This is a genomic window from Klebsiella sp. w6 (assembly GCF_033100215.1).
Taxonomy (GTDB): domain Bacteria; phylum Pseudomonadota; class Gammaproteobacteria; order Enterobacterales; family Enterobacteriaceae; genus Klebsiella; species Klebsiella variicola.
The window spans coordinates 4,120,727-4,143,699 of record NZ_CP136907.1 but is presented as its reverse complement, the minus strand read 5'-3'; the positions used below and the strand labels follow the sequence as shown (position 1 = coordinate 4,143,699).

Genomic DNA, 22,973 nt, shown 5'->3' with positions numbered 1-22,973 from the left:
ATGCTGACCTTTTTTATCCGTCGTCCGCGATTTGCCATGGTGATCGCGCTGCTGCTGACCTTTGTCGGCGCGGTGTCGCTGAAGCTGATCCCGGTGGAGCAGTACCCGGCGATCACCCCGCCGGTGGTGAACGTCAGCGCCAGCTGGCCGGGCGCCAGCGCGTCAGATGTGGCGGAAGCCATCGCCGCCCCGCTGGAGACCCAGCTCAACGGCGTCGATCATATGCTGTATATGGAGTCCACCAGTTCGGATGAGGGAACGTACCGCCTGAGCATTACCTTCGCGGCGGGCACCGATGCCGACCTGGCGGCGATCGACGTGCAAAACCGGGTGGCGCAGGCGCTGGCGCAGCTCCCGGCGGAGGTGCAGCAGAATGGCGTCCAGGTCCGCAAGCGCGCCAGCAACCTGCTGATGGGGGTGAGCCTCTACTCGCCGCTGGGCACGCTGTCACCGCTGTTTGTCAGTAACTACGCCAGCACCCAGGTGCGCGAGGCGCTGGCCCGCCTGCCCGGCGTCGGCGAGGTGCAGATGTTTGGCGCCCGGGATTACAGTATGCGCATCTGGCTGCGTCCGGACCGCATGAATGCGCTCAACATCACCACGGATGACGTTGCCCAGGCGCTGCGCGAGCAGAATGTGCAGGGCGCGGCGGGGCAGGTGGGCACCCCGCCAGTATTCAACGGCCAGCAGCAGACGCTGACCATCAACGGGCTGGGGCGTCTGAACGAGGCGGCCAGCTTTGGCGAGATTATCCTCCGCCGCGGCGCGCAGGGGCAGCTGGTTCGCCTCGCCGACGTGGCGACCATTGAGCTGGGCGCCCGCAGCTACAGCTCCGGCGCGCAGCTGAACGGTAAAGCGTCGGCCTATCTGGGGATCTACCCGACGCCCACCGCCAATGCCCTGCAGGTCGCCAGCGCAGTGCGTGCGGAGCTTAACCGCCTGCACACTCGCTTTCCGGCGGATCTCACCTGGGAGGTGAAGTTCGATACCACCCGCTTTGTGGCGGCGACGATCAAAGAGATCGGCGTCTCGCTGGCGCTGACCCTGCTGGCAGTGGTCGTGGTGGTGTCGCTGTTCCTGCAGAGCTGGCGAGCGACGCTGATCGTAGTGCTGGCGATCCCGGTGTCACTGATCGGCACCTTTGCGGTGCTCTATCTGCTGGGCTACAGCGCCAACACCCTCAGCCTGTTCGCGATCATTCTCGCCCTGACGATGGTGGTGGATGACGCCATTGTGGTGGTAGAGAATGTCGAAACCAAAATGGCGGAAGGGCTGGATCGCCTGCAGGCCACCGCCCAGGCGCTGCAGCAGATCGCCGGGCCGGTGATCGCCACGACCCTGGTGCTGCTGGCGGTATTTGTGCCGGTGGCGCTGCTCCCGGGGATCGTCGGCGAGCTGTACCGGCAGTTTGCCGTGACGCTCTCCACCGCGGTGGCCCTGTCGAGCCTGGTGGCGCTAACCCTGACGCCGGCCCTCTGCGCACTGCTGCTGCGCCCGCGTCCTGCCCGGCCAGCGGCGGTGTGGCGGGTGTTTAACCGTCTTCTCGACGGCACCCGCGACGGCTATGGCCGGCTGGTGGGCTGGATGAACCGCCGTCCCTGGCTGGCGCTGGCGGCGACGGTGGCGGCAGGCGCGCTGGTGGCGTTCAGCTTCACCTCGATGCCGAAAGGCTTCCTGCCGCAGGAAGATCAGGGTTACCTGTTTGCCAGCGTGCAACTGCCGGAGGCGGCGTCGCTGGAGCGTACCGAAGCGGTGATGGCCCAGGCGCGCAATCTGCTGATGGCTAACCCGGCGGTGGAGGATGTGATTCAGGTGTCCGGCTTCAACATTCTCAACGGCACCAGCGCCTCTAACGGCGGGTTTATCTCGGTAATGCTCAAGGACTGGCACCAGCGGCCGCCGCTGGATGCGGTGATGGCAGATATTCAGCGCCAGCTGCTGTCGCTACCGGAGGCGACGATCATGACCTTCGCGCCGCCGACCCTGCCGGGCCTTGGCAATGCCTCGGGGTTTGATCTGCGCATCCTGGCGCAGGCCGGTCAGTCGTCGGCGGAGCTGGAGCAGGTGACGCGGCAGATCCTCCAGCTGGCGAACCAGCATCCTCAACTGAGCCGGGTGTTTACCACCTGGAGCAGCAACGTGCCGCAGCTGACCCTGACGGTCGACCGCGATCGGGCGGCGCTGCTGGATGTGCCGGTGGCGCAGATTTTCAGCAGCCTGCAGACGGCGTTCGGCGGCACGCGCGCCGGCGATTTCAGCCGTAACAATCGTGTCTATCATGTGGTGATGCAAAATGAGATGCAGTGGCGCGAGCGGGCAGAGCAGATTAGCGAGCTGTACGTCCGCAGCCGCGACGGCGAGCGGGTGCGGCTGAGCAATCTGGTCACCATTACGCCGACGGTGGGGGCGCCGTTTATTCAGCAGTACAATCAGTTCCCGTCCGTTTCAGTGAGCGGTTCAGCGGCTGAGGGGGTCAGCAGCCGCACGGCGATGGCTGCCATGGAGCAGATTTTGCAGGCCCATCTGCCGCCGGGATATGACTATGCCTGGAGCGGGATCTCCTGGCAGGAGCAGCAGACCGGCAATCAGGCGGTGTGGATCGTGCTGGCGGCGGTGGCGATGGCGTGGCTGTTCCTGGTGGCGCAGTATGAGAGCTGGACGCTGCCGGCGAGCGTCATGCTCTCGGTGCTGTTCGCCATCGGCGGAGCGCTGCTCTGGCTGTGGACCGCGGGCTATGCCAACGATGTGTATGTTCAGATAGGGCTGGTGCTGCTGATTGCCCTGGCAGCGAAGAATGCGATTCTGATTGTTGAATTCGCCCGCAGCCGGCGCGAGGAGGGGCTGTCGATAGTTGACGCCGCGCGCGAGGGGGCCACCCGCCGCTTCCGCGCGGTGATGATGACCGCGGTGTCGTTTATTATCGGCATCATGCCGATGATGCTCGCCACCGGCGCCGGGGCGCAGAGCCGGCGGATCATTGGCACCACGGTATTCAGCGGGATGCTGGTGGCGACGATGATTGGCATCCTGTTTATCCCGTCGCTGTATGTGCTGTTTCAGCGTATGCGTGAGTGGGCGCATCGGCGGGGGTAAGCGTTGCGCCACAGCGTCTGCCTGTCGATCCCCTCTCCCTGTGGGAGAGGGTTAGGGTGAGGGGGATTTTCCGTTCACGTCGCGTTTGGCCTTATCTGCCGGAGCAACAGCGTCTGCCTGTCGATCCCCTCTCCCTGTGGGAGAGGATTAGGGTGAGGGGGAATTTTCCGTTCACGTTGCGTTTGGCCTTATCTGCCGGAGCAACAGCGTCTGCCGGGCGGTCCCCTCTCCCTGTGGGAGAGGGTTAGGGTGAGGGTGGGTTTTGCGTTCACGTTGCGTTTGGCCTTATCTGCCGTAGCAACAGCGTCTGCCGGGCGGTCCCCTCTCCCTGTGGGAGAGGGTTAGGGTGAGGGGGAATTTTCCGTTCACGTTGCGTTTGGCAGAAAAGGGTAGTCCTTCGCTGGTGAACGGGTAAAGGGGGAGAAAACCGTCTCCCCCTTTACAATCCCCCCGGTCCCGCAGAGAAATCGGTGCTGCGCACTACGCTCACCTCCCGGTCGTCCGCCTGCGGTCGGCTCAACTCGACGTCGTGTCTCGAATCGCCTCTGGCCGCCCTCCGTGGCGGCCAGCCCTTGTCTGCCGACCTCCGGTTCGCCGATTTCAGCGGGAATCGGCCCCGCTGCACGCCCGTAGTTTTCAGAGGCCAAACCATAGCGATCAGAATATATCCGTTAAAAATTGTATGTGCCTTTCTCCGTGGCCCCGCTGTGTATACCGGGGCTGCAACGACTGCCGGGCGGTCCCCTCTCCCTGTGGGAGAGGGTTAGGGTGAGGGGGAATTTTCCGTTCACGTTGCGTTTGGCAGAAAAGGGTAGTCCTTCGCTGGTGAACGGGTAAGGACGGCGGGCACGGCGCCGCTTTTGTGCCGGGCGCCCGCTACTTCCTCTCCACCGTTATCATGGTCACGAACGGATGATACTGCCACGGCACGCTGGCGCCTTTGCGGTACATCTTCGACAGGGTGCCATCGAGATAGAGCATCTGCCGCACCCCGAGCTTTGACTGCGCATAGCAGGCAAAATCATAGAAGTTGGTCTCGCGATCGCTGAGCATAAACACCACCCGGCCCTGCTTATCGATACCCACCCCGTTACGCAGCTTGCGCGAACTGGCGGAGGGCTTCAGCCGCCAGTTGATGACGCCATTCTCAATCAGCATCGGGCCGGACTGCACCGCATAGCGGATGGCGGGAGAGGGCTTGTATGCCGGCAGCGGCACGATTTTCGCCCGGCCGTTCGCCACCAGGAACACGCCGCCGGGGCGGATAAAGAAGTTCCCGCCGCCGGCGGAACGGTTTACCGGCGTCAGCCGTTTGCCGTCTTCGATATACAGCCCCAGCGGCGCGTAGGCTTTATCGTAAATGCCGCCGTTCATCGCCATCTGCACCCGGCCATCGCCATCAATACCCGCCAGCAGCGAACGCAGGGAACCCCAGGCTTTGCCGTGCCGATCCTGCCAGTACATCGCAATGCGCTCTTTCTGCGCATCCACCCGATAGCTCTGCAGGGTCAGCGTCGGGTCGGTGAGGGTACAGGCGGCGCTGGCGACGGCGGCCAGGGGCAGCAGCGCCAGGGGGAGCAGGCAACGTAATAACATGGGCAGTCCTTTCTATGGTCTGCGCCGAGTATACCCGCCTCGCTGCCTTATGCCGCCCAAATCTCACAGTGTTTTTGCACCAGGCCGGAAAGCGAACCGCCGTTGGCGATAAAGTCGCGCATCTGCTGCGCTTCGCTGTGCGGCGATTTCGCCTGGCGGACCACCGCTTCCAGCGCCGCCGTCGCCTTCAACTGATGGGCGAAGGGAGCCAGCCGGTCGGCGAGCTGCAGGATCTCCTGGCGGATGCTGCGCTGCTCTCCGCTGCGCACGTCGGTGAGGGTCCCGTCCAGCCCATAGCGGCACGCCTGATAGCGGTTAAAGGGGTACAGCAGATAATCATCAGGCTGGTGCTTAAAAGGGCGCTCCGTCAACAGCCAGCAGGCCAGGGTCTGTATAAAGCCGGCGATATGGATCGCCTGGGCGAGGGTCAGGGGAGTGTCCATCACCCGCACCTCGACGGTACCAAACTGCGGGCTGGGGCGAATATCCCAGTGCAGATCCTTCATGCTGTCGATCATGCTGGTGTAGCTCAGCTGGCGGAACAGGCGACGAAACCCCTGCCAGTCTGCCACCCACGGCATCGGACCGTTGTCGGGATAGGAGGAGAAGCGGTTCAGGCGTGAACAGGCGAAACGGCTGTCGGTACTGTCAAACCACGGCGAGGCGGCATTAAGGGCGATGAAGTGCGGCACAAAGCGCGACAGGCCGTGCAGCAGATAGAGGGCGTCGTCGCCGCTCTGGCAGCCGACGTGCACATGCTGGCCAAAGACCGTGGCCTGCTGCGCCAGATAGCCAAAATGCTCGACGGTTTTGACATAGCGCGGATTGTCGCTGATTTGCTGGCGCTGCCAGGCATGAAAGGGGTGCGAACCGCCGCCGCAGATCTGCAGATGATGGCGCAGCGCCGCGCGCTGAACCGCCTGCTGGATGGCGCTGAGCTGGGTTTGGGCATGGCTGATGTCGCGGCACACCCCGGTGGCGATCTCCAGCATGCTCTCGGTGATGTCATGTTTGGCTTCTCCCACGGTCAACTGATGCTGGACGTCGGCAATCAGCGTCGAGGCATCCTGGCTGAGGTCGTAACCCGGCGGGTTCACCACCTGCAGCTCCAGTTCGATACCGAGGGTAAAAGGATCGGAGCGGTGAAAATCGGCTAAAGGCATAGTCTCTCCCGGTCGATGTGTTCCCTGAAGTATAGAAGGGATTGATCCCGACGGAGAATACGCGAATACGCGGCGGCGGCGGACGGGGGATGAATAAAAAGTGACGCAGAGTGATTATTTGAAATTTGCCATATAGCGGCTGGTGCAATTCTGCAACATATTTCCCGCTGGCGGTGCGGCGGAATAAGGCGCAATTATTTTCCCATAATTATCATGGTGATAATATAAGCCCTTCTTATTTTACCGGTCGGTTTTGGCCTATTATCGTCCGCGTAAGAGCTGGTACGCATTTTGCCTGTTAATTCGTGACACTTTATTTAACAGGGATCATGTGATGCACAAAAAGACGTTATTTTCGCGTGCCGGTCGTCTCGCCGTGGCGGTGAGCGGCGCACTGGCCCTGGCGGGCGCCGCCTTACCTGCCAACGCCTCCACGCTGCGGATCGCCATGACCGCCGCGGATATTCCGTTAACCCTTGGCCAGCCGGATCAAGGCTATGAGGGCAACCGCTTTACCGGCATCCCGCTGTACGACGCGCTGGTGGAGTGGGATCTGTCGCAAGGTGAAAAGCCCAGCGGTCTGGTGCCGGGGCTGGCGACCGAGTGGCACATCGATCCGCAGAACACCAGCCGCTGGATTTTCACCTTGCGTCCGGGCGTCAGGTTCCATGACGGGACGGAGGTGAACGCCGACGCCATCGTCTGGAACGTGGATAAGGTGCTGAATAAAGCAGCGCCGCAGTACGCCCCGGGGCAGATCGGCAACACCCTGTCGCGCATGCCGACCCTCACCGGCGCAGAGAAAATTGACGACCACACTGTGGCGCTGACCACCTCGGAACCAGACGCGCTGCTGCCGTACAACATCACCAACCTGTTTATCGTCTCGCCGACGGCGTGGCAGAAACAGTATGACGCGGTGCCGGCCAGCGCGGGAGATAGCGCCGCGCGCAGCAAACAGGCGTGGACCGCCTTCGCCGCCCACGCGGTGGGTAGCGGCCCGTTCAAACTGGAGAAGCTGGTGCCGCGTCAGCAGCTGATCCTCGATAAAAACCCCGACTACTGGAACAAAGATCGCATTCCCCGGGTGGATAAAGTGGTGCTGATCCCCTTGCCGGAGGCCAACGCCCGTACCGCGGCGCTGCTGTCGAAGCAGGTGGACTGGATTGAAGCCCCGGCGCCGGACGCCATCGATCAGATCAAGTCTCAGGGTTTTCACCTCTACGCCAATACCCAGCCGCACCTGTGGCCCTGGCAGTTCTCCTTTGAAAAAGGATCGCCGTGGCAGGACATCCGCGTGCGCAAAGCGGCCAACCTGTGTCTGAACCGTGCCGAGCTGAAGAGCTACCTCGGCGGCTACATGACCGAGGCCACCGGGGTCTACGAGGCTGACAGCCCGTGGCATGGCAAACCCACCTTCCAGATCAAATATGACCCGGACACCGCCCGCCAGCTAATGACCGAGGCCGGATACAGCGCCAGCAAACCGCTGCACGTCACGGTGGCCACCTCGGCCTCCGGCTCCGGGCAGATGCAGCCCTTGCCGATGAACGAGTATATCCAGCAGAGCCTGAAGAGCTGCTTCTTCAATGTGGATATCAAAGTGGTGGAATGGAACACCCTGTTTACCAACTGGCGCCTGGGCGCCCGGGACCCGTCGGCGAAAGGGATCGATGCGATCAACGTCAGCGCCGCGGTTAACGATCCGTACTTTGGCCTGATCCGCTTCTCGACCGCCAAAGCGTTTCCGCCGGTGGCGACCAACTGGGGTTACTTCTCCACTCCGGAGACGGAGAAGCTGGCCGCCGCCGTCAAGCACGCCTTTACCCCGGCGGAGATGAACAAAGCGGCCGGTGAGCTGCACGCCGCGCTGGTGGATCAGGTGCCATTCCTGTTTGTCGCCCACGACGTCGGGCCGCGTGCGATTTCCCCTGCGGTGACCGGGGTGGTGCAACCGCAGAGCTGGTTTATCGACCTCAGCCTGGTGAGCAAAAAAGAGTAATCGTGAAAGGGGCGACCGATGATCAATACGCTGCTATACCGCATTCTGCTGGCTATCCCCACCATGCTTGGGGTGGCGGTGATCTGTTTCATGCTGGTGCAGATCGCTCCGGGCGACCCGTTGGTGTCGGTGATGCCGCCGGACGCCTCGGAGGCGCTGCGTCAGACATTAATGCAGGCTTACGGCTTTGATAAGCCGCTGCCCCTGCAGTTTATCCACTGGCTGTGGCGGGCGCTGCATGGCGACCTTGGTATGTCGGTCGCCACCGGCCGCCCGGTGATAGACGAAGTGATGACCGCGGTGGCGTACTCCCTGCGCCTGGCGCTGCTGGCGACGGCGATCGGCTTCGTCCTCGGCAGCCTGTTCGGCTTTGTCGCCGGCTATTTTCGCAACAGCGTCATTGACCGTCTGGCCTCGGTGTTGTCGGTATTTGGCGTTAGCGTGCCGCACTACTGGCTGGGGATGCTGCTGGTGATCCTCTGCAGCGTTAAGTTCGCGCTGCTGCCGGCCACCGGCGGCGGGCCGATAGGCGAGGTGGGCTGGCAATGGGACTGGGCGCACCTGCAGTTCATGCTGCTGCCAGCCCTCACCTTGTCGGTGATCCCCACCGGGATTATCGCCCGCACCGTGCGCTCGCAGGTGGCCGATATCCTCAGCCAGGAGTTTATCGTTGGCCTGCGCGCTCGCGGGCTCAACGAGTCGCGCATCTTTGTCCACGTCATGAAAAATGCCGCGCCCACCGCGCTGGCGGTGATGGGGCTGCAGGTGGGCTATCTGATGGGCGGCTCGATCCTTGTGGAGACCGTTTTCTCCTGGCCGGGAACCGGATTGCTGCTCAATACCGCCATTTTTCAGCGCGACCTGCCCCTGCTGCAGGGCACCATCTGGGTGCTGGCGCTGTTTTTCGTGCTGCTCAACCTGCTGGTGGATATTCTGCAGACCACCCTCGACCCGCGTATTAAGAGGAGCTGACCATGGTGGATACAGCAACGACGAAAGCGGTCCCGGCCGCAGCGGCCCACGCTTCCCGGCAAGGTTACTGGCGCGGCGTGCTGCGCCGCTTACTGCGCGACCCCGGCGGGGTGGTGGTGGGCGTGGTGATCCTCCTGCTGCTGGCCCTGGCGCTGTTCGGTCCGTGGCTTATCGTCAAAGATCCTTATCAAACGTCGATGTTCCTGCGCCTGAAACCCATTGGCAGCGACGGCTTCCCGCTGGGCTCGGATGAGCTGGGACGCGACATGCTGTCGCGGCTGATCCTTGGCACCCGACTGTCGCTGTTTATGGGAATTGTCCCGGTGGTGTTCGCCTTTTTTATCGGCGGGGCCATCGGGATTATCGCCGGCTATACGGGCGGCAAAACCAATACCGTGATTATGCGCACCGTGGATGTGTTCTATGCCTTTCCCTCCGTCCTGCTGGCGATTGCGCTGTCGGGAGCGTTGGGGGCGGGCATCGGCAATGCGCTGCTGTCGCTGACCCTCGTGTTTGTCCCGCAGGTGGCGCGGATTGCCGAGAGCGTGACCGCCCAGGTGCGACATATGGACTATATCGACGCCGCCCGGGCCACTGGCGCCAGCGCGTTGACCATTATCCGCGTCCAGGTGTTGGGCAACGTGCTCGGGCCGATCTTCGTCTTCTCCACCGGGCTGATTTCGGTGTGCATGATCCTCGCCTCCGGCCTGTCGTTTCTCGGCCTCGGCGTGCGGCCGCCGGAGCCCGAGTGGGGGCTGATGCTCAATACGCTGCGCACGGCAATCTATACCCAGCCGTGGGTGGCCGCCCTGCCGGGCCTGATGATTTTTATCACCTCCATTTCGTTCAATATCCTCGCGGACCGCCTGCGTGCGGCAATGGCGATTAAGGAGTAAGCGATGCAACCCTTTATCAATATCGACCTTGGCGGGCCGGCGCAGCCTCTGCTGAAGGTTAATCACCTGCTGAAGTACTTTCGCGGCGGCAAAGGCCGGGAGGTGGTGCAGGCGGTGGACGATATCAGCTTCACGGTGATGAAAGGCGAAACCCTGGGGGTAGTCGGCGAGTCGGGCTGCGGCAAATCGACCACCGCCCGGCTGCTGATGCAGTTGCTCACCCAGGACAGCGGCGAACTGATCTTCGACGGACAGGGGGTCGGCTCGTCGCGTCTGCCGCTGAAAGCCTACCGTCGCCAGGTGCAGATGGTCTTTCAGGATAGCTATGCTTCGCTCAATCCGCGCATGACCATGGAGGAGAGCATCGCCTTCGGCCAGCGTGTCCACGGCGTCAGCGCCAGAGAGGCCAGCGAATATGCCCGCTATCTGCTGGCGCACGTTGGCCTTGAGCCGGCGCGCTTTGCCGACCGCTACCCGCATGCGCTCTCCGGCGGCCAGCGGCAGCGGGTGAATATCGCCCGCGCGCTGGCGATGAAGCCGCGGCTGGTGATCCTCGATGAGGCAGTGTCGGCGCTGGATAAATCGGTGGAAGCCCAGGTGCTGCAGCTGCTGCAGGAGCTGAAACGGACTCTTGAGCTGACCTACGTGTTCATCAGCCACGATCTGCACGTGGTTCGCTGGCTGTCGGATCGGATCCTCGTCATGTACCTTGGCGAAGTGGTGGAGATTGGCCCGGCGGAGCAGCTGTTTACCGCCTCCGCCCACCCCTATACCCGGGCGCTGTTAAGCTCGATGCCCTCCATGGACCCGGAAAACCGCACCCTGACCTCGCCGCTGAGCGGCGATCCCCCCAGCCCCATCGCGCCGCCGAGCGGCTGCCGTTTTCACACCCGCTGCCCGCATGCGAAGGCGGTCTGCGCCGAGGTGAAACCGCGGCTGGAGGCGGTCGGGGAGGGGCACCAGAGCGCCTGCCTGATGGCGCAGCCGGCCTCGCCCTGGCATCAAAGCATCCCCCTTAAGGAGGTCAGCCATGTCGGATAACGCCTTTGTCCATGTGCGCGACCTGCGGGTCGTCTTTCGCCGCGACGGACAGACCATCAACGCGGTCAATGGAGTCTCCTTTGACGTACAAAAGGGGGAGGTGATGGCGCTGATTGGCGAGTCGGGTTCCGGCAAGAGCGTGACCCTGCGGGCGCTGATGCGCCTGCACCCGCCAGGGAGCAGTGAGCTCTCCGGCACCCTGCAGGTGGGGGACGACGAGGTGCTGACGATGAGCACCAGTCAGCTGCGGCGCTATCGCGGCGGACGCTGCGCGATGATTTTTCAGGAGCCGCTGCTGGCCTTCGATCCTGTCTACACCGTCGGGCAGCAGATTATTGAAGGGCTGCGCCGCCACGAAGGGCTGTCGCGCCAGGCGGCCCGGGACAGGGCGCTGGAGGCCCTGCGCCAGGTGCGCATTCCCAGCCCCGAGCGGCGGCTGGATGCTTACCCGCACGAGATGTCCGGCGGGATGCGCCAGCGGGCGATGATCGCCCTTGCGCTCTCCTGCAACCCGCAGCTGCTGCTGGCGGATGAGCCGACCACCGCCCTCGACGCCACGGTGCAAATCCAGATCCTGATCCTGCTGCGCGAGCAGCAAAAGCAGCGCGGGCTGTCGATCGTGTTTGTGACCCACGATATCGGCGCCGCGGTGGAGATCGCCGACCGGGTGGCGGTGATGTACGCCGGGCGGATCGTCGAGGAAGCGTCGATGAGCGAGATCCTGCGCCACCCGCGTCATCCTTATACTCAGGTGCTGCTAGGCAGTCGGCCGAAAGAGGGGCTCAAGAAAGGTGATGCCCTGCACTGCATTCCCGGCGCGCCGCCGGATCTGGCGCGCTTGCCGTCCGGCTGCGCATTTGCCGAGCGCTGCCCGTACCGTCGTCCGGTCTGTGAGCAGAGTCTGCCGCCGACGGAATCTGTCGCGGAGCGCCACGCGGTGAGTTGCCACCGCTGGCGCGAGCTGGCGATTGACGCTAACGCCCAGGCCCTGGCCGTCTGATCGGCGGCAAAAAACCATACAGGATGAAGACCAGGCGTTGATAGCGCATTCCCACCGCCGGTTACGCTGGCGGCGACCTTGATGTCAGGAGACTACCATGAGCAGTGATGTACTTTTTACCCCCGCGACCGACACCACCGGCTGGCGCATCAATGGCGACCGCCTGTGGGCGTCGTTAATGGATCTCGCGCAGATCGGCGCCACGCCGAAGGGCGGCTGCCGCCGTCTGACCCTCACCGACCTCGACCGCCAGGGGCGGGACAAGGTAATAGGCTGGGCGCGGGAGGCCGGGATGAGCGTCACCATCGATAAAATCGGCAATGTGTTTATGCGCCGGGAAGGCCGCAACCCCGGCCTGCCGCCCATCGTCTCCGGCAGCCATATTGACACCCAGCCCACCGGCGGCAAATTTGACGGCAACTACGGCGTGCTGGCGGCGCTGGAGGTGGTGCGCACGCTCAACGATCTGCAGATTGATACCGACGCGCCGATTGAGGTGGTGTTCTGGACCAACGAAGAGGGGTCGCGCTTTGTACCGGTGATGATGGGCTCCGGGGTCTTTGCCGGCGTCTTCCCGCTGGAAGAGACCTGGGCCGTCACGGATAAAGAGGGTGTCAGCGTCGGCGAGGCGCTGGCGCAGATCGGCTATATCGGCGAGCAGACCCCGGGGGAGCATCCCATCGGCGCCTATTTTGAGGCGCACATTGAGCAGGGGCCGATTCTCGAAGATGAAGCGAAAACCATCGGTATCGTGCAGGGCGTGCTGGGGATCCGCTGGTACGACTGCGTGGTCACCGGCCAGGCCTCGCACGCCGGACCCACGCCGATGCGCCTGCGTCAGGATGCCCTGCAGGTGGCGACTCGCATTATGCAGGAAGTGGTGGCCATTGCCGGGCGCAGCGAAGAGGGACGCGGCACCGTCGGCAGCGTGCAGGTGTGGCCCAACAGCCGCAACGTGGTGCCCGGGGAGGTCACCTTCTCCATTGATATGCGCAATCTCAGCGATGCGCTGGTGGACGAGATGGATCGCCAGCTGCGGGCGTTTATCGCGGAGGTTGAGCGGGAGAGCGGTCTGCAGGTGGCCCTGAAGCAGGTAAGCCACTATCCGGCGGCGCCGTTCGATGCTGAATGCCAGCAGGCCATTGCCGATGCCGCGCAGCGGCTGGGCTATCCGGCGCGGCCGATCGTCTCCGGCGCCGGGCATGACGCAGTGTATATGAGCTACCTGGCGCCCACCGGGATGATTTTTATCCCCTGCAAGGACGGGATCAGCCATAACGAAATTGAGTATGCCTCGCCGGAGCACGTCGCCGCCGGGGCCAACGTGCTGCTGCAGGTGATGCTTCAGTACGCGCGGCCGGTGTAGACGGTCGTCCTCCCCGGCGGCGCGTCCTCCAGCCGTTTATCATGCTGTCACCCGGGTAAGGCGGTTACACCGCCGCGACCCGGGACGGCGGATGACGGGGCGGTCAATCACGGCTCCCGCTCCCTGCGCTAACCCGCTGGCGGCCAAATTTGCGCGAGCCCACCACGCACAGCACCACGCCCAGCGTAACCGCCAGCATCAAGGGGCTGACGGTTTCGTGCAACAGCGCCGCCGACAGGCCAAGCCCGAAGAACGGCTGCAATAGCTGGAGCTGGCCGACGGCGGCGATCCCGCCCGCGGCCAGCCCTTTGTACCAGAAGATGAAACCGATCAGCATGCTGAACAGCGACACATAGCCGAGCGCCGCCCAGGAGGAGGCTGATATGGCATGCCAGGACGCGGGCTGAACCATCAGCGAGGCGGGGAGCATCAACGGCAGGGCTATCACCAGCGCCCAGCAGATCACCTGCCAGCCGCCGAGCTCCCGCGTCAGCTTTGCCCCTTCCGCATAGCCGAGGCCGCAGGCGATAACCGCCGCCAGCATCAGCAGATCGCCGCTGAGTGAGGCCGCCGCACTTTGCGTCAGGGCGAATCCCACCACCAGCAGGCTGCCCAGCAGCGAAAAGATCCAGAAAGCCCGCCGCGGGCGTTCGCCGCCGCGCAGTACGCCGAAGAGGGCGGTCATCAGCGGCAGCAGGCCAATAAACACAATCGAATGCGCCGAGGTGATGTGCTGCAGGGCCAGCGCCGTGAGCAGGGGAAAGCCGATCACCACCCCTGATGAGACGATGATCAAGGGCACAAGCTGCGCCAGGCGCGGGCGTTTCTGGCGAAAGCCGACCAGCAGCGCGACGGCAAGCAGCCCGGCGATGGAGGCGCGCAGAAAGGTCAATAAGAACGGATCCATATCCTGCACCGCCAGTCGCGTCGCGGGCAGCGACCCGCTAAAAATAATCACCCCCAGTAAACCATGAAGCCATCCGGACCAGGGACCGGGCACCGATTTATCCAGTGTTGAATCTACCACGTTAACCTCGCGTTATCAGATGTGCTGTGCCCGCTTGAGCATCGTCTGCGGCGATGGTAATGTGCCCAATCTAATACAATCAAATTATTGTCATAGATACATTTCACGATGAAAGCCCGATATAAAGCCGTTGTCGACCGATATGCCCAGGCGATCCGCAGCGGGCAGCTGCCCGCAGGCAGCCGTCTGCCGACGCACCGTACCCTTGCCGCCGGGGAGCGCATCTCGCTGGCCACCGCCACGCGCGTCTACCGTGAACTGGAAGAGATGGGGTTGGTCAGCGGCGAAACCGGCCGCGGCACCTTCGTGCGCGACCTCTCGCTGCCGCCGGGGCACGGGGTCGATCAGCAGGTGGTGGCCGCCGATGTCGTGGATCTCAATTTCAACTACCCTTCGCTGCCGGAGCAGGGCGATGCGCTGCGCGAGGCGCTCAGGCAGCTGGCGATGGCGGGCGATATTGACTCGCATCTGCGCTATCAGCCTCATGCCGGGCGGCTCGCCGAGCGCGAAATTATCGCCCGCCATTTGACCTGCCAGCACTTTACGCCGGATGCGGAAAATGTCCTGATCGTCAACGGCGCACAGCACGGGCTGGCAGTGACCGTCATGGGGCTGTTACGTCCGGGGGATGTGGTGGCGGTGGATGCGCTGACCTATTCGGGCTTCAAGGTTCTGGCGGCGCTGTATCATCTGGAGCTGGCGGCGATCCCCTGTCGACCGGAGGGGCCGGACCTGCAGGCGCTTCATACGCTGTGCCAGCAGCGGCGGGTGCGGGCGGTGTATACCATGCCGACGCTGCACAATCCGCTGGGCTGGGTGCTCAACACCGGGCAGCGGCAGGCGCTGGCCGATCTTGCGCGCCAGCACGATCTGCTGATTATTGAAGATGCCGCCTACGCCCGGCTGGTGAGCCGTCCGCCGCCGCCGGTGATCAGCTATGCGCCGGAAAGAACGGTGTATGTCACCGGTTTTTCAAAAAATATCGCCACCGGACTGCGCGTGGGGGTGGTGATCTCTCCGCCGCGCTATCGCCCGGAGATTGAGCGCGCCATCCGCGCCACGACGTGGAATACGCCGACGCTGATAAGTTCGCTGATCTGCGCCTGGATTGAAGATGGCACGGTGGCCCGCTTTGAAATGCAGAAACGACAGGATGCGCGACAGCGGCAGCAGGTGGCCCGCGAGGTGCTTTGTGGGCTTCCCGTCGTCAGTCATCCCGATTCGTACTTTGTCTGGCTGCCTCTGGGTGAAGAGAGCCGGGCCGATCGACTGGCGAATGCGCTGATGGAACGCCGTATTTCGGTGTCGACCGCCGAGCCGTTCTGCGTCTCCGCCACGATCCCGCAGGCGCTGCGCATTGCGCTCGGATCGGTGCCTTTCGACAGTCTGCGCCAGGCGCTGCTCAGCGTGCGCGACGCCGTTGAGTATGAACAATACCGCTAACCCATCTGCTCCAGCTGGCCGCGCAGGACCTCCACCCCCTGGGCGATGGCGTCAGGGTTAATGGCGTGGAATCCCATGCGAAAGTAGTTATCCGGCGGCGCGGCGCTGAGAAAATGGCGCGCCCCGGGCTCAATCAGCACGCCGGCGTGGGCGGCGCGCCAGGTGAGCTGCTGGGTGTTGATCTGCGCCGGGGTCTGCAGCCAGAAGGCGTTAGCATGTTCGCTCCCCGCCAGCGCGCGACACGACGGCAGATAGCGCTGCAGGGCGGCGTGCAGGCGCTCCCAGCGCTGGGCGGAGTCGTAGTGGTAGCGCCGCAGATGGGTTTCATAATGGCCCTGGGCAAGGAAGTGGGCCATCTGGTACTGAATGTTGGTCGGCGGATGGCGATAGACCAGCCGGCGCAGGGCGCGCGCCTCGTCGATCAGGTCCGGGTCGGCGACCATAAACCCCAACCGCAGCCCCGGTGACAGCGCTTTTGACAGGCTGCTGACATACACCACCCGGCCGCTGCGATCGCTGGCCTTCAGCGCCGGCAGTGGGTTGAGGGTAAAGTTACTCTCCGAGTCATAATCATCTTCAATAATGACTGCGTCATGGCGGGCGGCATGCTCCAGCAGCTGGCGACGCCGCGCACTGCTCATGGTCACCCCGGTGGGCACCTGATGGCCGGGGGTGACATAGTAGTAATCGCAGGGACGCTCATTAAGCACGATCCCCTCTTCATCCACCGGGTGCGGCACCACCTCGGCGTCGGCGAGCAGAAAGGTGTTGATGGCTTCGCGAAAGCAGGGGTTTTCGACGCCAATGCGGGTGGTGGAAGAGAGCAGCAGTCGGGTCAGCAGGTAGAGCGCATTTTGCGAGCCAAGGGTGATGAGAATTTCATCCGGCGCGGCGACAATGCCGCGCTTGGGCAGCACCCGGGTGCGGATCTGCTCGATCAGCATCGGCACATCCTGGTCAATATGGTCGATGACCCACGCCGGGTCGCGCACCCCGCCGTGCAGCCAGTTCGCCGCCGAGCGCCAGGTGGCCAGCGGGAACTGCCGGGTATCGGGCTGGCCGTAGATAAACGGGTAGCGGTAGTGCATCCAGCCCGCCGGTTTGAGGATCGACTCCTGCTGGCTGGGGGTCATCTGCAGCCGGTCGCCCCAGCGTGGTGCAGCGGCTTCGCGCTGCGGTGCACTCTCGACGGCGGCAGGCGAAGCTTCATGATAGTCGGGATGCAGGTAGTAACCGCTTCGTGGGCGGCTAATCAGGTAGCCCTCGTTGACCAGACTTTCAAACACCAGCGCGGTGGTGTTGCGCGAGACGCGAAGCTGGCTGGCCAACTGGCGACAGGAGGGCAGCGGGGTGTCGGCGGCGAAGATCCCGCTGAGAATGGCATTCACCAGCGTCTCTCGCACCTGTTCCTGCAAACCGCGGCCAGGCTGAAAATCAACGTGTAACAGGTGACGGATCATACGGGGCTCCTCTGGCAATAACGCATTGCGACCACCCGTTACACTCAGCAAATTCCATACCACCCTGCCGCCATCTGACACAGCGATGCGGCCCATCTGGCTCTATACGGAATTGAAAAACGCTCCCACATTAAAAACGTATTCAGCCGCCGTGGACCGGAACGTCCCCGGCCACTATTTTGCAGAAACCTTTTCGCGTTCTGGAATGAACCCGTCTGGCCAATCCATCAGGGGTGAAATAATGAAAAAATCATTGGCATCAATGTGTCTGAGCGCTGTATTAACGGTCGCTTTTTCTTATCACGCCGTCGCGGCCGATCTTCCGGAAATAGAAAAATCCGGCACCTTGAAAGTGGCGACGGAAGATGATTATGCGCCGTTTAACTTTATGAATAATGGCCAGGCCGATGGCTTTAACAAAGATATGCTTGAGGAATTACGTAAATATGCCAAATTCCATGTCGACCAGAGCATATTACCGTGGACCGGATTATTAGCGGCCGTCTCCACCGGGCAATACGATATGGCCTTAACCGGGGCGGTTATTACCGATGAGCGGCTGAAGGTTTTTGATTTCACCCCACCGTGGGCCTCCGCGCAGCACTATTTCGTCAAACGCGCTGGCGATACTTCGTTAAATACGATTGCCGATCTCAGCGGCAAAAAAGTGGGGTTACAGGCCGGGAGCGCGCTGCTGGCGCGTTTGCCGGAGCTGAAGGCGATGCTGGAGAAGACCGGCGGCAAGCTGGGACCGGTGGTGGAGTATCCCTCCTATCCGGAAGCCTACGCCGACCTGGCGAATAAGCGACTGGATTACGTGATTAACGTGGTGATCTCGGTAAACGACCTGGCGAAAGCCAAACCGAAGGTCTTCGCCAAAGGGCTGGCTGTCTCCGGACCGGGGTATATGGCGTGGCCGATCCCGAAAAACTCGCCGCAGCTGCTGGCCTATATGACCAAGTTTATGAACCACATGAAGGAGACCGGCAAGCTCGCCGAGCTGCAGAAAAAATGGTTTGGCGAAACCTATGACAACCTGCCGACCGAGGCGATCACCAGCCCGGAACAGTTTCACAAACTCGCCGGACTGTAATATTCCGCGGCGGGCGACCGCCGCCTGTTGCTGAGAAGGAGGGCCTCATGGATGCAATTTCCTGGCAGTTATTAATCGAAGGCGCATGGACGACCCTCTGGATTTCGGCCATCGCTATCGCCTTCGGGGTGGTGGCGGGCCTGCTGATCGCCCTGGTACGGATGCTGCGCCTGCCGGTGATCGACCAACTGCTGGTGGTCTATATCAGTCTGGCCCGCGCAACGCCGCTGGTGACGCTGGTGCTATTTCTGTTCCTTTCCCTGCCGACGATGGGCATTAACCTCGACAAGAACGTGGCCGCCATTGTGGCGCTGACGCTTAACACCTCGGCGTTTAACGCTGAGATCTGGCGCAACGCCTTCCGCACCTTTCCGCGCGAACAGCGGGAGGCGGCGGAGTCGGTGGGAATGCGCCGCTGGACCTACTTCCGCTACATCATGCTGCCGCAGATGTGGATCGAGAGCCTGCCGGCGCTGGTCAATGAGATGTCCTTTTTGATCAAAGGTAGCCCGGCCATCGCCGTGATTGGCGTGGTGGATCTCACCCGGGTCACCAACCGTATCTCCTCGGTCACCTACGAGCCGCTGTCGCCGATCCTCGCCGCCGGCCTGCTGTATGTGGTGATCATCGGCTGTTTGTTGAAGCTGCAGGGTATCGCGGAACGTAAAGCCAGGCGTCTGGCGCGCTAGGAACGGGAGGCATTATGAATCAGTGGGGCGTTATCTGGTCGGTTCGCGATAGCTTTATTGCCGGGTTATTCGCGACCCTCGAACTGTTTATTACCGCCGCCCTGGCGGCGCTGATTATCGGTATTGCGCTGTGTTATTTTAGCGAATATCAAAAGAAAGTGATTAACCGGATTATTATTGGTTTCGTCAGCCTGATGCGTGCGATCCCTTTTTTGATCCTTGCTTATCTTCTGTATTACGGGCTGCCGCAGCTCGGTATTAGCATGGAGCCGTGGACCGCCGGTTTACTGGCCCTAATTATTTATCATGGCGCCTATTTTTTTGAAATATTGCGCAGCCAGCGGCGGGTATTTTCCGGCGGATATATTGAAGCGGCGATTGCTCAGGGCTTTTCGCGCTATGCCATTTTTCGGCGGATTATTTTACCCAATATCATCTCTTCCGCCTTACCGCTGATCGGCAATCAGCTGATTATTTGCCTGAAGGACACCGCTTTCCTGAGCATTATTACCGTTCAGGAGATCACCGCCGCCGCCAACAGCGTCCAGGCGACCTATTTTATTCCGTTTAACGCCTTTATCGTCGCCATTGGGCTTTACTGGGCGATCAGCATTCTGCTGGAGCTGCTGATTAAGCGCCTGACCGCCTGGGGAGCCAAAAGAGGAATGAGCCATGCCTGAGTCTATTGCCGTAAGCGTCAAAAACGTCTCCAAACAGTTCGATAATGTGGAAGTCCTGCGGGATATTAACCTGACGGTGGAGAAGGGGACCGTGGTGAGTATTCTCGGCTCGTCCGGGTCGGGAAAATCCACACTGCTGCGCTGTATGAACTGGCTGGAACAGCCGGACCGCGGTGAAATTCATATCGGCGGTCAGCGACTGGGGATTGATGAACAGCGCGGCCGGGCGATGTCGCACCGCCAGCTGGCCAAAATTCGCGAGCGGGTGGGGATGGTCTTTCAGAGTTTTAACCTGTGGCCGCATCTGACCGTTCAGCAAAACGTCAGCGAGGCGCTGCTGCACGTTAAGGGCATGAAACGAGACGAGGCGAAGGCCATTGCCATGCAGCAACTGGAGAAAGTGGGCATGGCGCACAAAGCCGATGTTTACCCGATCACCCTCTCCGGCGGGCAGAAGCAGCGGGTGGCGATCGCCCGTTCGCTGGCGATGTCGCCCGAAGTTATTCTCTTCGATGAACCGACGTCGGCGCTGGATCCGGAGCTGGTTAATGAGGTGTTGGGGGTAATGAAAGCCCTCGCCGCCGAGGGTTACACCATGGTGGTGGTGACGCACGAGATGGATTTTGCCCGCCAGGTGTCCAACGAGGTGGTGTTTCTGGAGAAGGGGCTGCTGATTGAGAAGGCGCCGCCGGAGAAGTTCTTCACTCAGCCTGACTCTGAACGCGTCAGGCAGTTTCTGCAAAGCAGCCGTTAGTCCGGCTTGCATCCCTTGCCGACAGCGCCGGCAAGGGATGCGTCGGGTTTCGCTTAATCCCGATCGATGGCGAACGGCTGCCACGCCTGGCGCACCGGCATCACCTCCACCCGGTTAATGTTCATATGCGCCGGCAACGTGGCGATATAAAACATCTGCTCGGCGATATCGCGCGCGCTCAGTGGCGTGGTGCCGCGATAGAGCTTATCCGATGCCGCCTGGTCGCCTTTGGTACGCACCAGGGTAAATTCGGTCTCGGCAATCCCCGGCGCCAGATCGGTGACCCGCACGCCGGTGCCAAGCAGATCGCAGCGCAGGTTATAGCTGAACTGCTTCACAAACGCCTTGCTGGCGCCATACACATGGCTGCCGGGATAGGGCCACTGCCCGGCGATCGAGCCGATATTGATAATACTCGCCCCGGCGCCATGGCGTATCAGCGTCGGCAGCAGGGCGTGGGTCATCGTCACCAGACCGGTGACGTTGGTGTCGATCATCGTTTTCCAGTCCTCCAGCGCCACCTCCTGCGCCGGCAGCGGCGACAGCGCCAGCCCGGCGTTGTTGATCAGGGTGGTGACATCGGCGAAGGGGGCGGGGAGCGACGCCACGGCGGCAGCCACCGCCTCGCTGTCACGAACGTCAAGCTCAATAATATGCACCGGCACCTGGGCGGCGAGTCTGTCCTGCAAGGCCTTCAGTCGCGGATAGCGGCGCCCGCTCAGCACCAGCGACCAGCCCGCGTCGGCAAACACCTGCGCTGCCGCTTCGCCAAAACCCGAGGTCGCCCCGGTGATAAACACTACGTTGCTCGTTGCCATGTCATTCTCCTGTGCGGTTGTCCCTCCACTATAAAAACGCCGGACGGCAAGGCACAGGGCCAGACGGCGGACGCGGATGTGACACCGTGTCACATCGTTTTTCGCGCACTGGCTCTATCCGTTTTGCGTTGCCGCGGCCAATGATGAAGCCAACCACAACGACATGAGAGAGGGCAGGGTATGAAGCTGGCACTACAGAACGAGGTCGCGGTAAGCAATGATGAAGTTCGGCAGCTGGATCGCGCTTATGTGTTTCATTCATGGTCGATGCAGGGCAATCTCCATCCGCTGGTGATTGCCGGGGCGCAAGGCTGCGAGCTATGGGATTACGAGGGGAATACCTGGCTCGATTTCAGCAGCCAGCTGGTGAACGTCAACATTGGCTATCAGCACCCCCGGGTACTGGCGGCCATGAAGGCGCAGCTGGAGACCCTGGTCACCATCGCGCCCGCCACCGCCAACCTTGCCCGCGGCGAAGCGGCGAAGCGCATCGTCGACCTGGCGCCGGCGGGCTTCAGCAAGGTGTTCTTCACCAACGCTGGGGCAGATGCCAATGAGAACGCGATTCGCATGGCGCGGCTCTATACCGGGCGCGACAAGGTGCTGTCGGCCTATCGTTCCTATCATGGCAACACCGGCAGCGCGATTGCCGCCACCGGCGACTGGCGCCGGGTGCCGAATGAGTTCTCCCGCGGCCATGTGCACTTCTTCAACCCCTACCTTTACCGCAGCGAGTTCAACGCCGCGACCGAGGAAGAGGAGTGCCAGCGCGCGCTGGCGCATCTGCGGCGGATCATTGAATGCGAGGGGCCGACGGCCATCGCGGCGATCCTGCTGGAGTCCATCCCCGGCACCGCCGGGATCCTCGTGCCGCCGGCAGGCTATATGCAGGGTGTGCGCGCCCTGGCCGACGAGTTTGGCATCGTGCTGATCCTCGATGAGGTGATGGCCGGCTTTGGCCGTACCGGCAGCTGGTTCGCCTTCGAGCAGGATGGCGTGGTGCCGGATCTGGTGACCTTTGCCAAAGGGGTTAACGCGGGCTACGTGCCGGCGGGCGGGGTGCTGATTAGCGAGCCGATTGCCCGCTATTTTGACGACCACTTTTTTGCCGGCGGGCTGACCTACTCCGGCCATCCGCTGGCGATGGCGGCGATTGTCGCCACCATCGACGCGATGAAAGAGGAGAAGGTGGTTGAGAACGCGGCCTATATCGGCAACGAGGTGCTGCGCCCCGGTCTCGAGGCGCTGGCGGAGAAGCACGCCATTATCGGCGAGGTGCGTGGTCGCGGCCTGTTCCAGGCGCTGGAGCTGGTGAGCAGCCGTGAACAAAAAACGCCGCTGACTGCCGCCGACATGGCCGCGATCAAAGGGGCCTTAACCGAGGCCGGGCTGTTGGCCTTTGTGGTGGAGAACCGCATTCACGTGGTTCCGCCGTGCACCATTACTGCTGAGCAGGTGGCGCAAGGACTGGCGATTTTTGATGCGGTCTTTGCTCGCTTTGCCAGCCTGGCGAAGTAGGGGAGTGGCATCGGATAACGTTACCCGGCAGTACGCTTGCCGGGCCTAAACGCCAGCCGGACGGTTCCCTCTCCCTCCGGGAGAGGGCCAGGGTGAGGGGAAGCACTGCAGTGTGGTTGTTTATGTTATCGGTGGCTTCAGCGTAGTTTGCGCTCCCGGTTAATTGTCTGCGTTATGTCACTCATGGCGCAGGGAGCGCACAGGGGGCGGCCAGTCGCCGCCGCCCCCTGTATCCCCGGGCTCCGGCCAGCAACATCGCCGCTGCGCGGTGCCTTCGACTTATCCCTGCAGGCTTCGGGTCGGGCCGAGGCAGCGTCCCTGCAAAACACGGCCCTCAGCCCGCATCCATGCGGCCTGCCGGG

The 22,973-nt window shown here is 62.5% G+C and carries 18 protein-coding genes; 13 read left to right on the top strand and 5 right to left on the bottom strand.

What is annotated here, in order from left to right; translation table 11 throughout:
* Nucleotides 1–3,093 (top strand): efflux RND transporter permease subunit, encoded by a 3,093-nt coding sequence (locus R0140_RS20360; RefSeq protein WP_032734927.1) that lies wholly within the window; start codon nt 1–3, stop codon nt 3,091–3,093.
* Nucleotides 3,094–3,969: 876 nt separating this feature from the next.
* Here R0140_RS20360 and R0140_RS20355 read toward each other — a convergent pair.
* Both R0140_RS20355 and R0140_RS20350 read right to left on the bottom strand, forming a co-directional pair.
* Complete coding sequence (locus R0140_RS20355) at nt 3,970–4,689, bottom strand: phosphodiester glycosidase family protein (protein WP_049153134.1); 720 nt, start codon at nt 4,687–4,689, stop codon at nt 3,970–3,972.
* Between the two features lie 47 nt (nt 4,690–4,736).
* Nucleotides 4,737–5,852 carry a YbdK family carboxylate-amine ligase gene (locus tag R0140_RS20350; protein ID WP_008805544.1) on the bottom strand — a complete coding sequence of 372 codons (1,116 nt, stop codon included), beginning with the start codon at nt 5,850–5,852 and terminating at the stop codon, nt 4,737–4,739.
* 334 nt (nt 5,853–6,186) lie between these two features.
* On the opposite strand from R0140_RS20350, the gene R0140_RS20345 reads away from it, so the two are divergent.
* The 6 genes from R0140_RS20345 (at nt 6,187) to R0140_RS20320 (ending at nt 13,129) form a co-directional block, all read left to right on the top strand.
* Entirely contained in the window at nt 6,187–7,854 is a 1,668-nt protein-coding gene (locus R0140_RS20345) for an ABC transporter substrate-binding protein (protein WP_012542518.1), read from the top strand.
* Between the two features lie 18 nt (nt 7,855–7,872).
* A complete protein-coding gene (locus R0140_RS20340; RefSeq protein ID WP_004178910.1) occupies nt 7,873–8,826 on the top strand; it encodes an ABC transporter permease in 954 nt (317 codons plus the stop codon).
* 2 nt (nt 8,827–8,828) lie between these two features.
* Nucleotides 8,829–9,722: an ABC transporter permease gene (locus tag R0140_RS20335; protein ID WP_008805546.1), complete on the top strand. Its 894-nt coding sequence runs from the start codon at nt 8,829–8,831 to the stop codon at nt 9,720–9,722.
* Between the two features lie 3 nt (nt 9,723–9,725).
* Nucleotides 9,726–10,763 carry an ABC transporter ATP-binding protein gene (locus tag R0140_RS20330; RefSeq protein WP_008805547.1) on the top strand — a complete coding sequence of 346 codons (1,038 nt, stop codon included), beginning with the start codon at nt 9,726–9,728 and terminating at the stop codon, nt 10,761–10,763.
* Complete coding sequence (locus R0140_RS20325) at nt 10,753–11,763, top strand: ABC transporter ATP-binding protein (RefSeq protein WP_049153136.1); 1,011 nt, start codon at nt 10,753–10,755, stop codon at nt 11,761–11,763. The genes R0140_RS20330 and R0140_RS20325 overlap by 11 nt, the downstream gene beginning before the upstream one ends.
* Nucleotides 11,764–11,860: 97 nt before the next feature.
* Nucleotides 11,861–13,129, top strand: coding sequence for a Zn-dependent hydrolase (locus tag R0140_RS20320; RefSeq protein ID WP_012542516.1), 1,269 nt, complete (start codon nt 11,861–11,863; stop codon nt 13,127–13,129).
* Between the two features lie 103 nt (nt 13,130–13,232).
* Here the strand turns inward: R0140_RS20320 and R0140_RS20315 are convergent, their stop codons facing one another.
* Nucleotides 13,233–14,141 carry a DMT family transporter gene (locus R0140_RS20315; RefSeq protein WP_032691344.1) on the bottom strand — a complete coding sequence of 303 codons (909 nt, stop codon included), beginning with the start codon at nt 14,139–14,141 and terminating at the stop codon, nt 13,233–13,235.
* Between the two features lie 123 nt (nt 14,142–14,264).
* Between R0140_RS20315 and R0140_RS20310 the strand changes: the two genes are divergently transcribed.
* Complete coding sequence (locus R0140_RS20310) at nt 14,265–15,599, top strand: aminotransferase-like domain-containing protein (protein WP_049153137.1); 1,335 nt, start codon at nt 14,265–14,267, stop codon at nt 15,597–15,599.
* Here the strand turns inward: R0140_RS20310 and R0140_RS20305 are convergent.
* On the bottom strand, nt 15,596–17,059 hold the full coding sequence (locus R0140_RS20305; protein WP_004176948.1) for a MocR-like pyridoxine biosynthesis transcription factor PdxR: 1,464 nt from the start codon (nt 17,057–17,059) through the stop codon (nt 15,596–15,598). The genes R0140_RS20310 and R0140_RS20305 overlap by 4 nt on opposite strands.
* 241 nt (nt 17,060–17,300) lie before the next feature.
* Between R0140_RS20305 and R0140_RS20300 the strand changes: the two genes are divergently transcribed.
* Genes R0140_RS20300 through R0140_RS20285 form a run of 4 tightly spaced genes read left to right on the top strand, consistent with a single transcriptional unit; the run spans nt 17,301 to nt 20,275 of the window.
* Nucleotides 17,301–18,152 carry a transporter substrate-binding domain-containing protein gene (locus R0140_RS20300; protein WP_002893184.1) on the top strand — a complete coding sequence of 284 codons (852 nt, stop codon included), beginning with the start codon at nt 17,301–17,303 and terminating at the stop codon, nt 18,150–18,152.
* Nucleotides 18,153–18,199: 47 nt separating this feature from the next.
* Nucleotides 18,200–18,841 carry an amino acid ABC transporter permease gene (locus tag R0140_RS20295; RefSeq protein ID WP_004142522.1) on the top strand — a complete coding sequence of 214 codons (642 nt, stop codon included), beginning with the start codon at nt 18,200–18,202 and terminating at the stop codon, nt 18,839–18,841.
* Between the two features lie 14 nt (nt 18,842–18,855).
* Complete coding sequence (locus R0140_RS20290; RefSeq protein ID WP_012968744.1) at nt 18,856–19,521, top strand: amino acid ABC transporter permease; 666 nt, start codon at nt 18,856–18,858, stop codon at nt 19,519–19,521.
* Nucleotides 19,514–20,275 carry an amino acid ABC transporter ATP-binding protein gene (locus R0140_RS20285; protein WP_008805553.1) on the top strand — a complete coding sequence of 254 codons (762 nt, stop codon included), beginning with the start codon at nt 19,514–19,516 and terminating at the stop codon, nt 20,273–20,275. The genes R0140_RS20290 and R0140_RS20285 overlap by 8 nt, the downstream gene beginning before the upstream one ends.
* A 53-nt stretch (nt 20,276–20,328) precedes the next feature.
* Here R0140_RS20285 and R0140_RS20280 read toward each other — a convergent pair whose 3' ends face one another.
* Nucleotides 20,329–21,093, bottom strand: coding sequence for an SDR family NAD(P)-dependent oxidoreductase (locus tag R0140_RS20280; RefSeq protein WP_008805554.1), 765 nt, complete (start codon nt 21,091–21,093; stop codon nt 20,329–20,331).
* Between the two features lie 180 nt (nt 21,094–21,273).
* On the opposite strand from R0140_RS20280, the gene R0140_RS20275 reads away from it, so the two are divergent.
* Nucleotides 21,274–22,611 (top strand): aspartate aminotransferase family protein, encoded by a 1,338-nt coding sequence (locus tag R0140_RS20275; RefSeq protein WP_008805555.1) that lies wholly within the window; start codon nt 21,274–21,276, stop codon nt 22,609–22,611.
* Nucleotides 22,612–22,973: the final 362 nt, after the last annotated feature.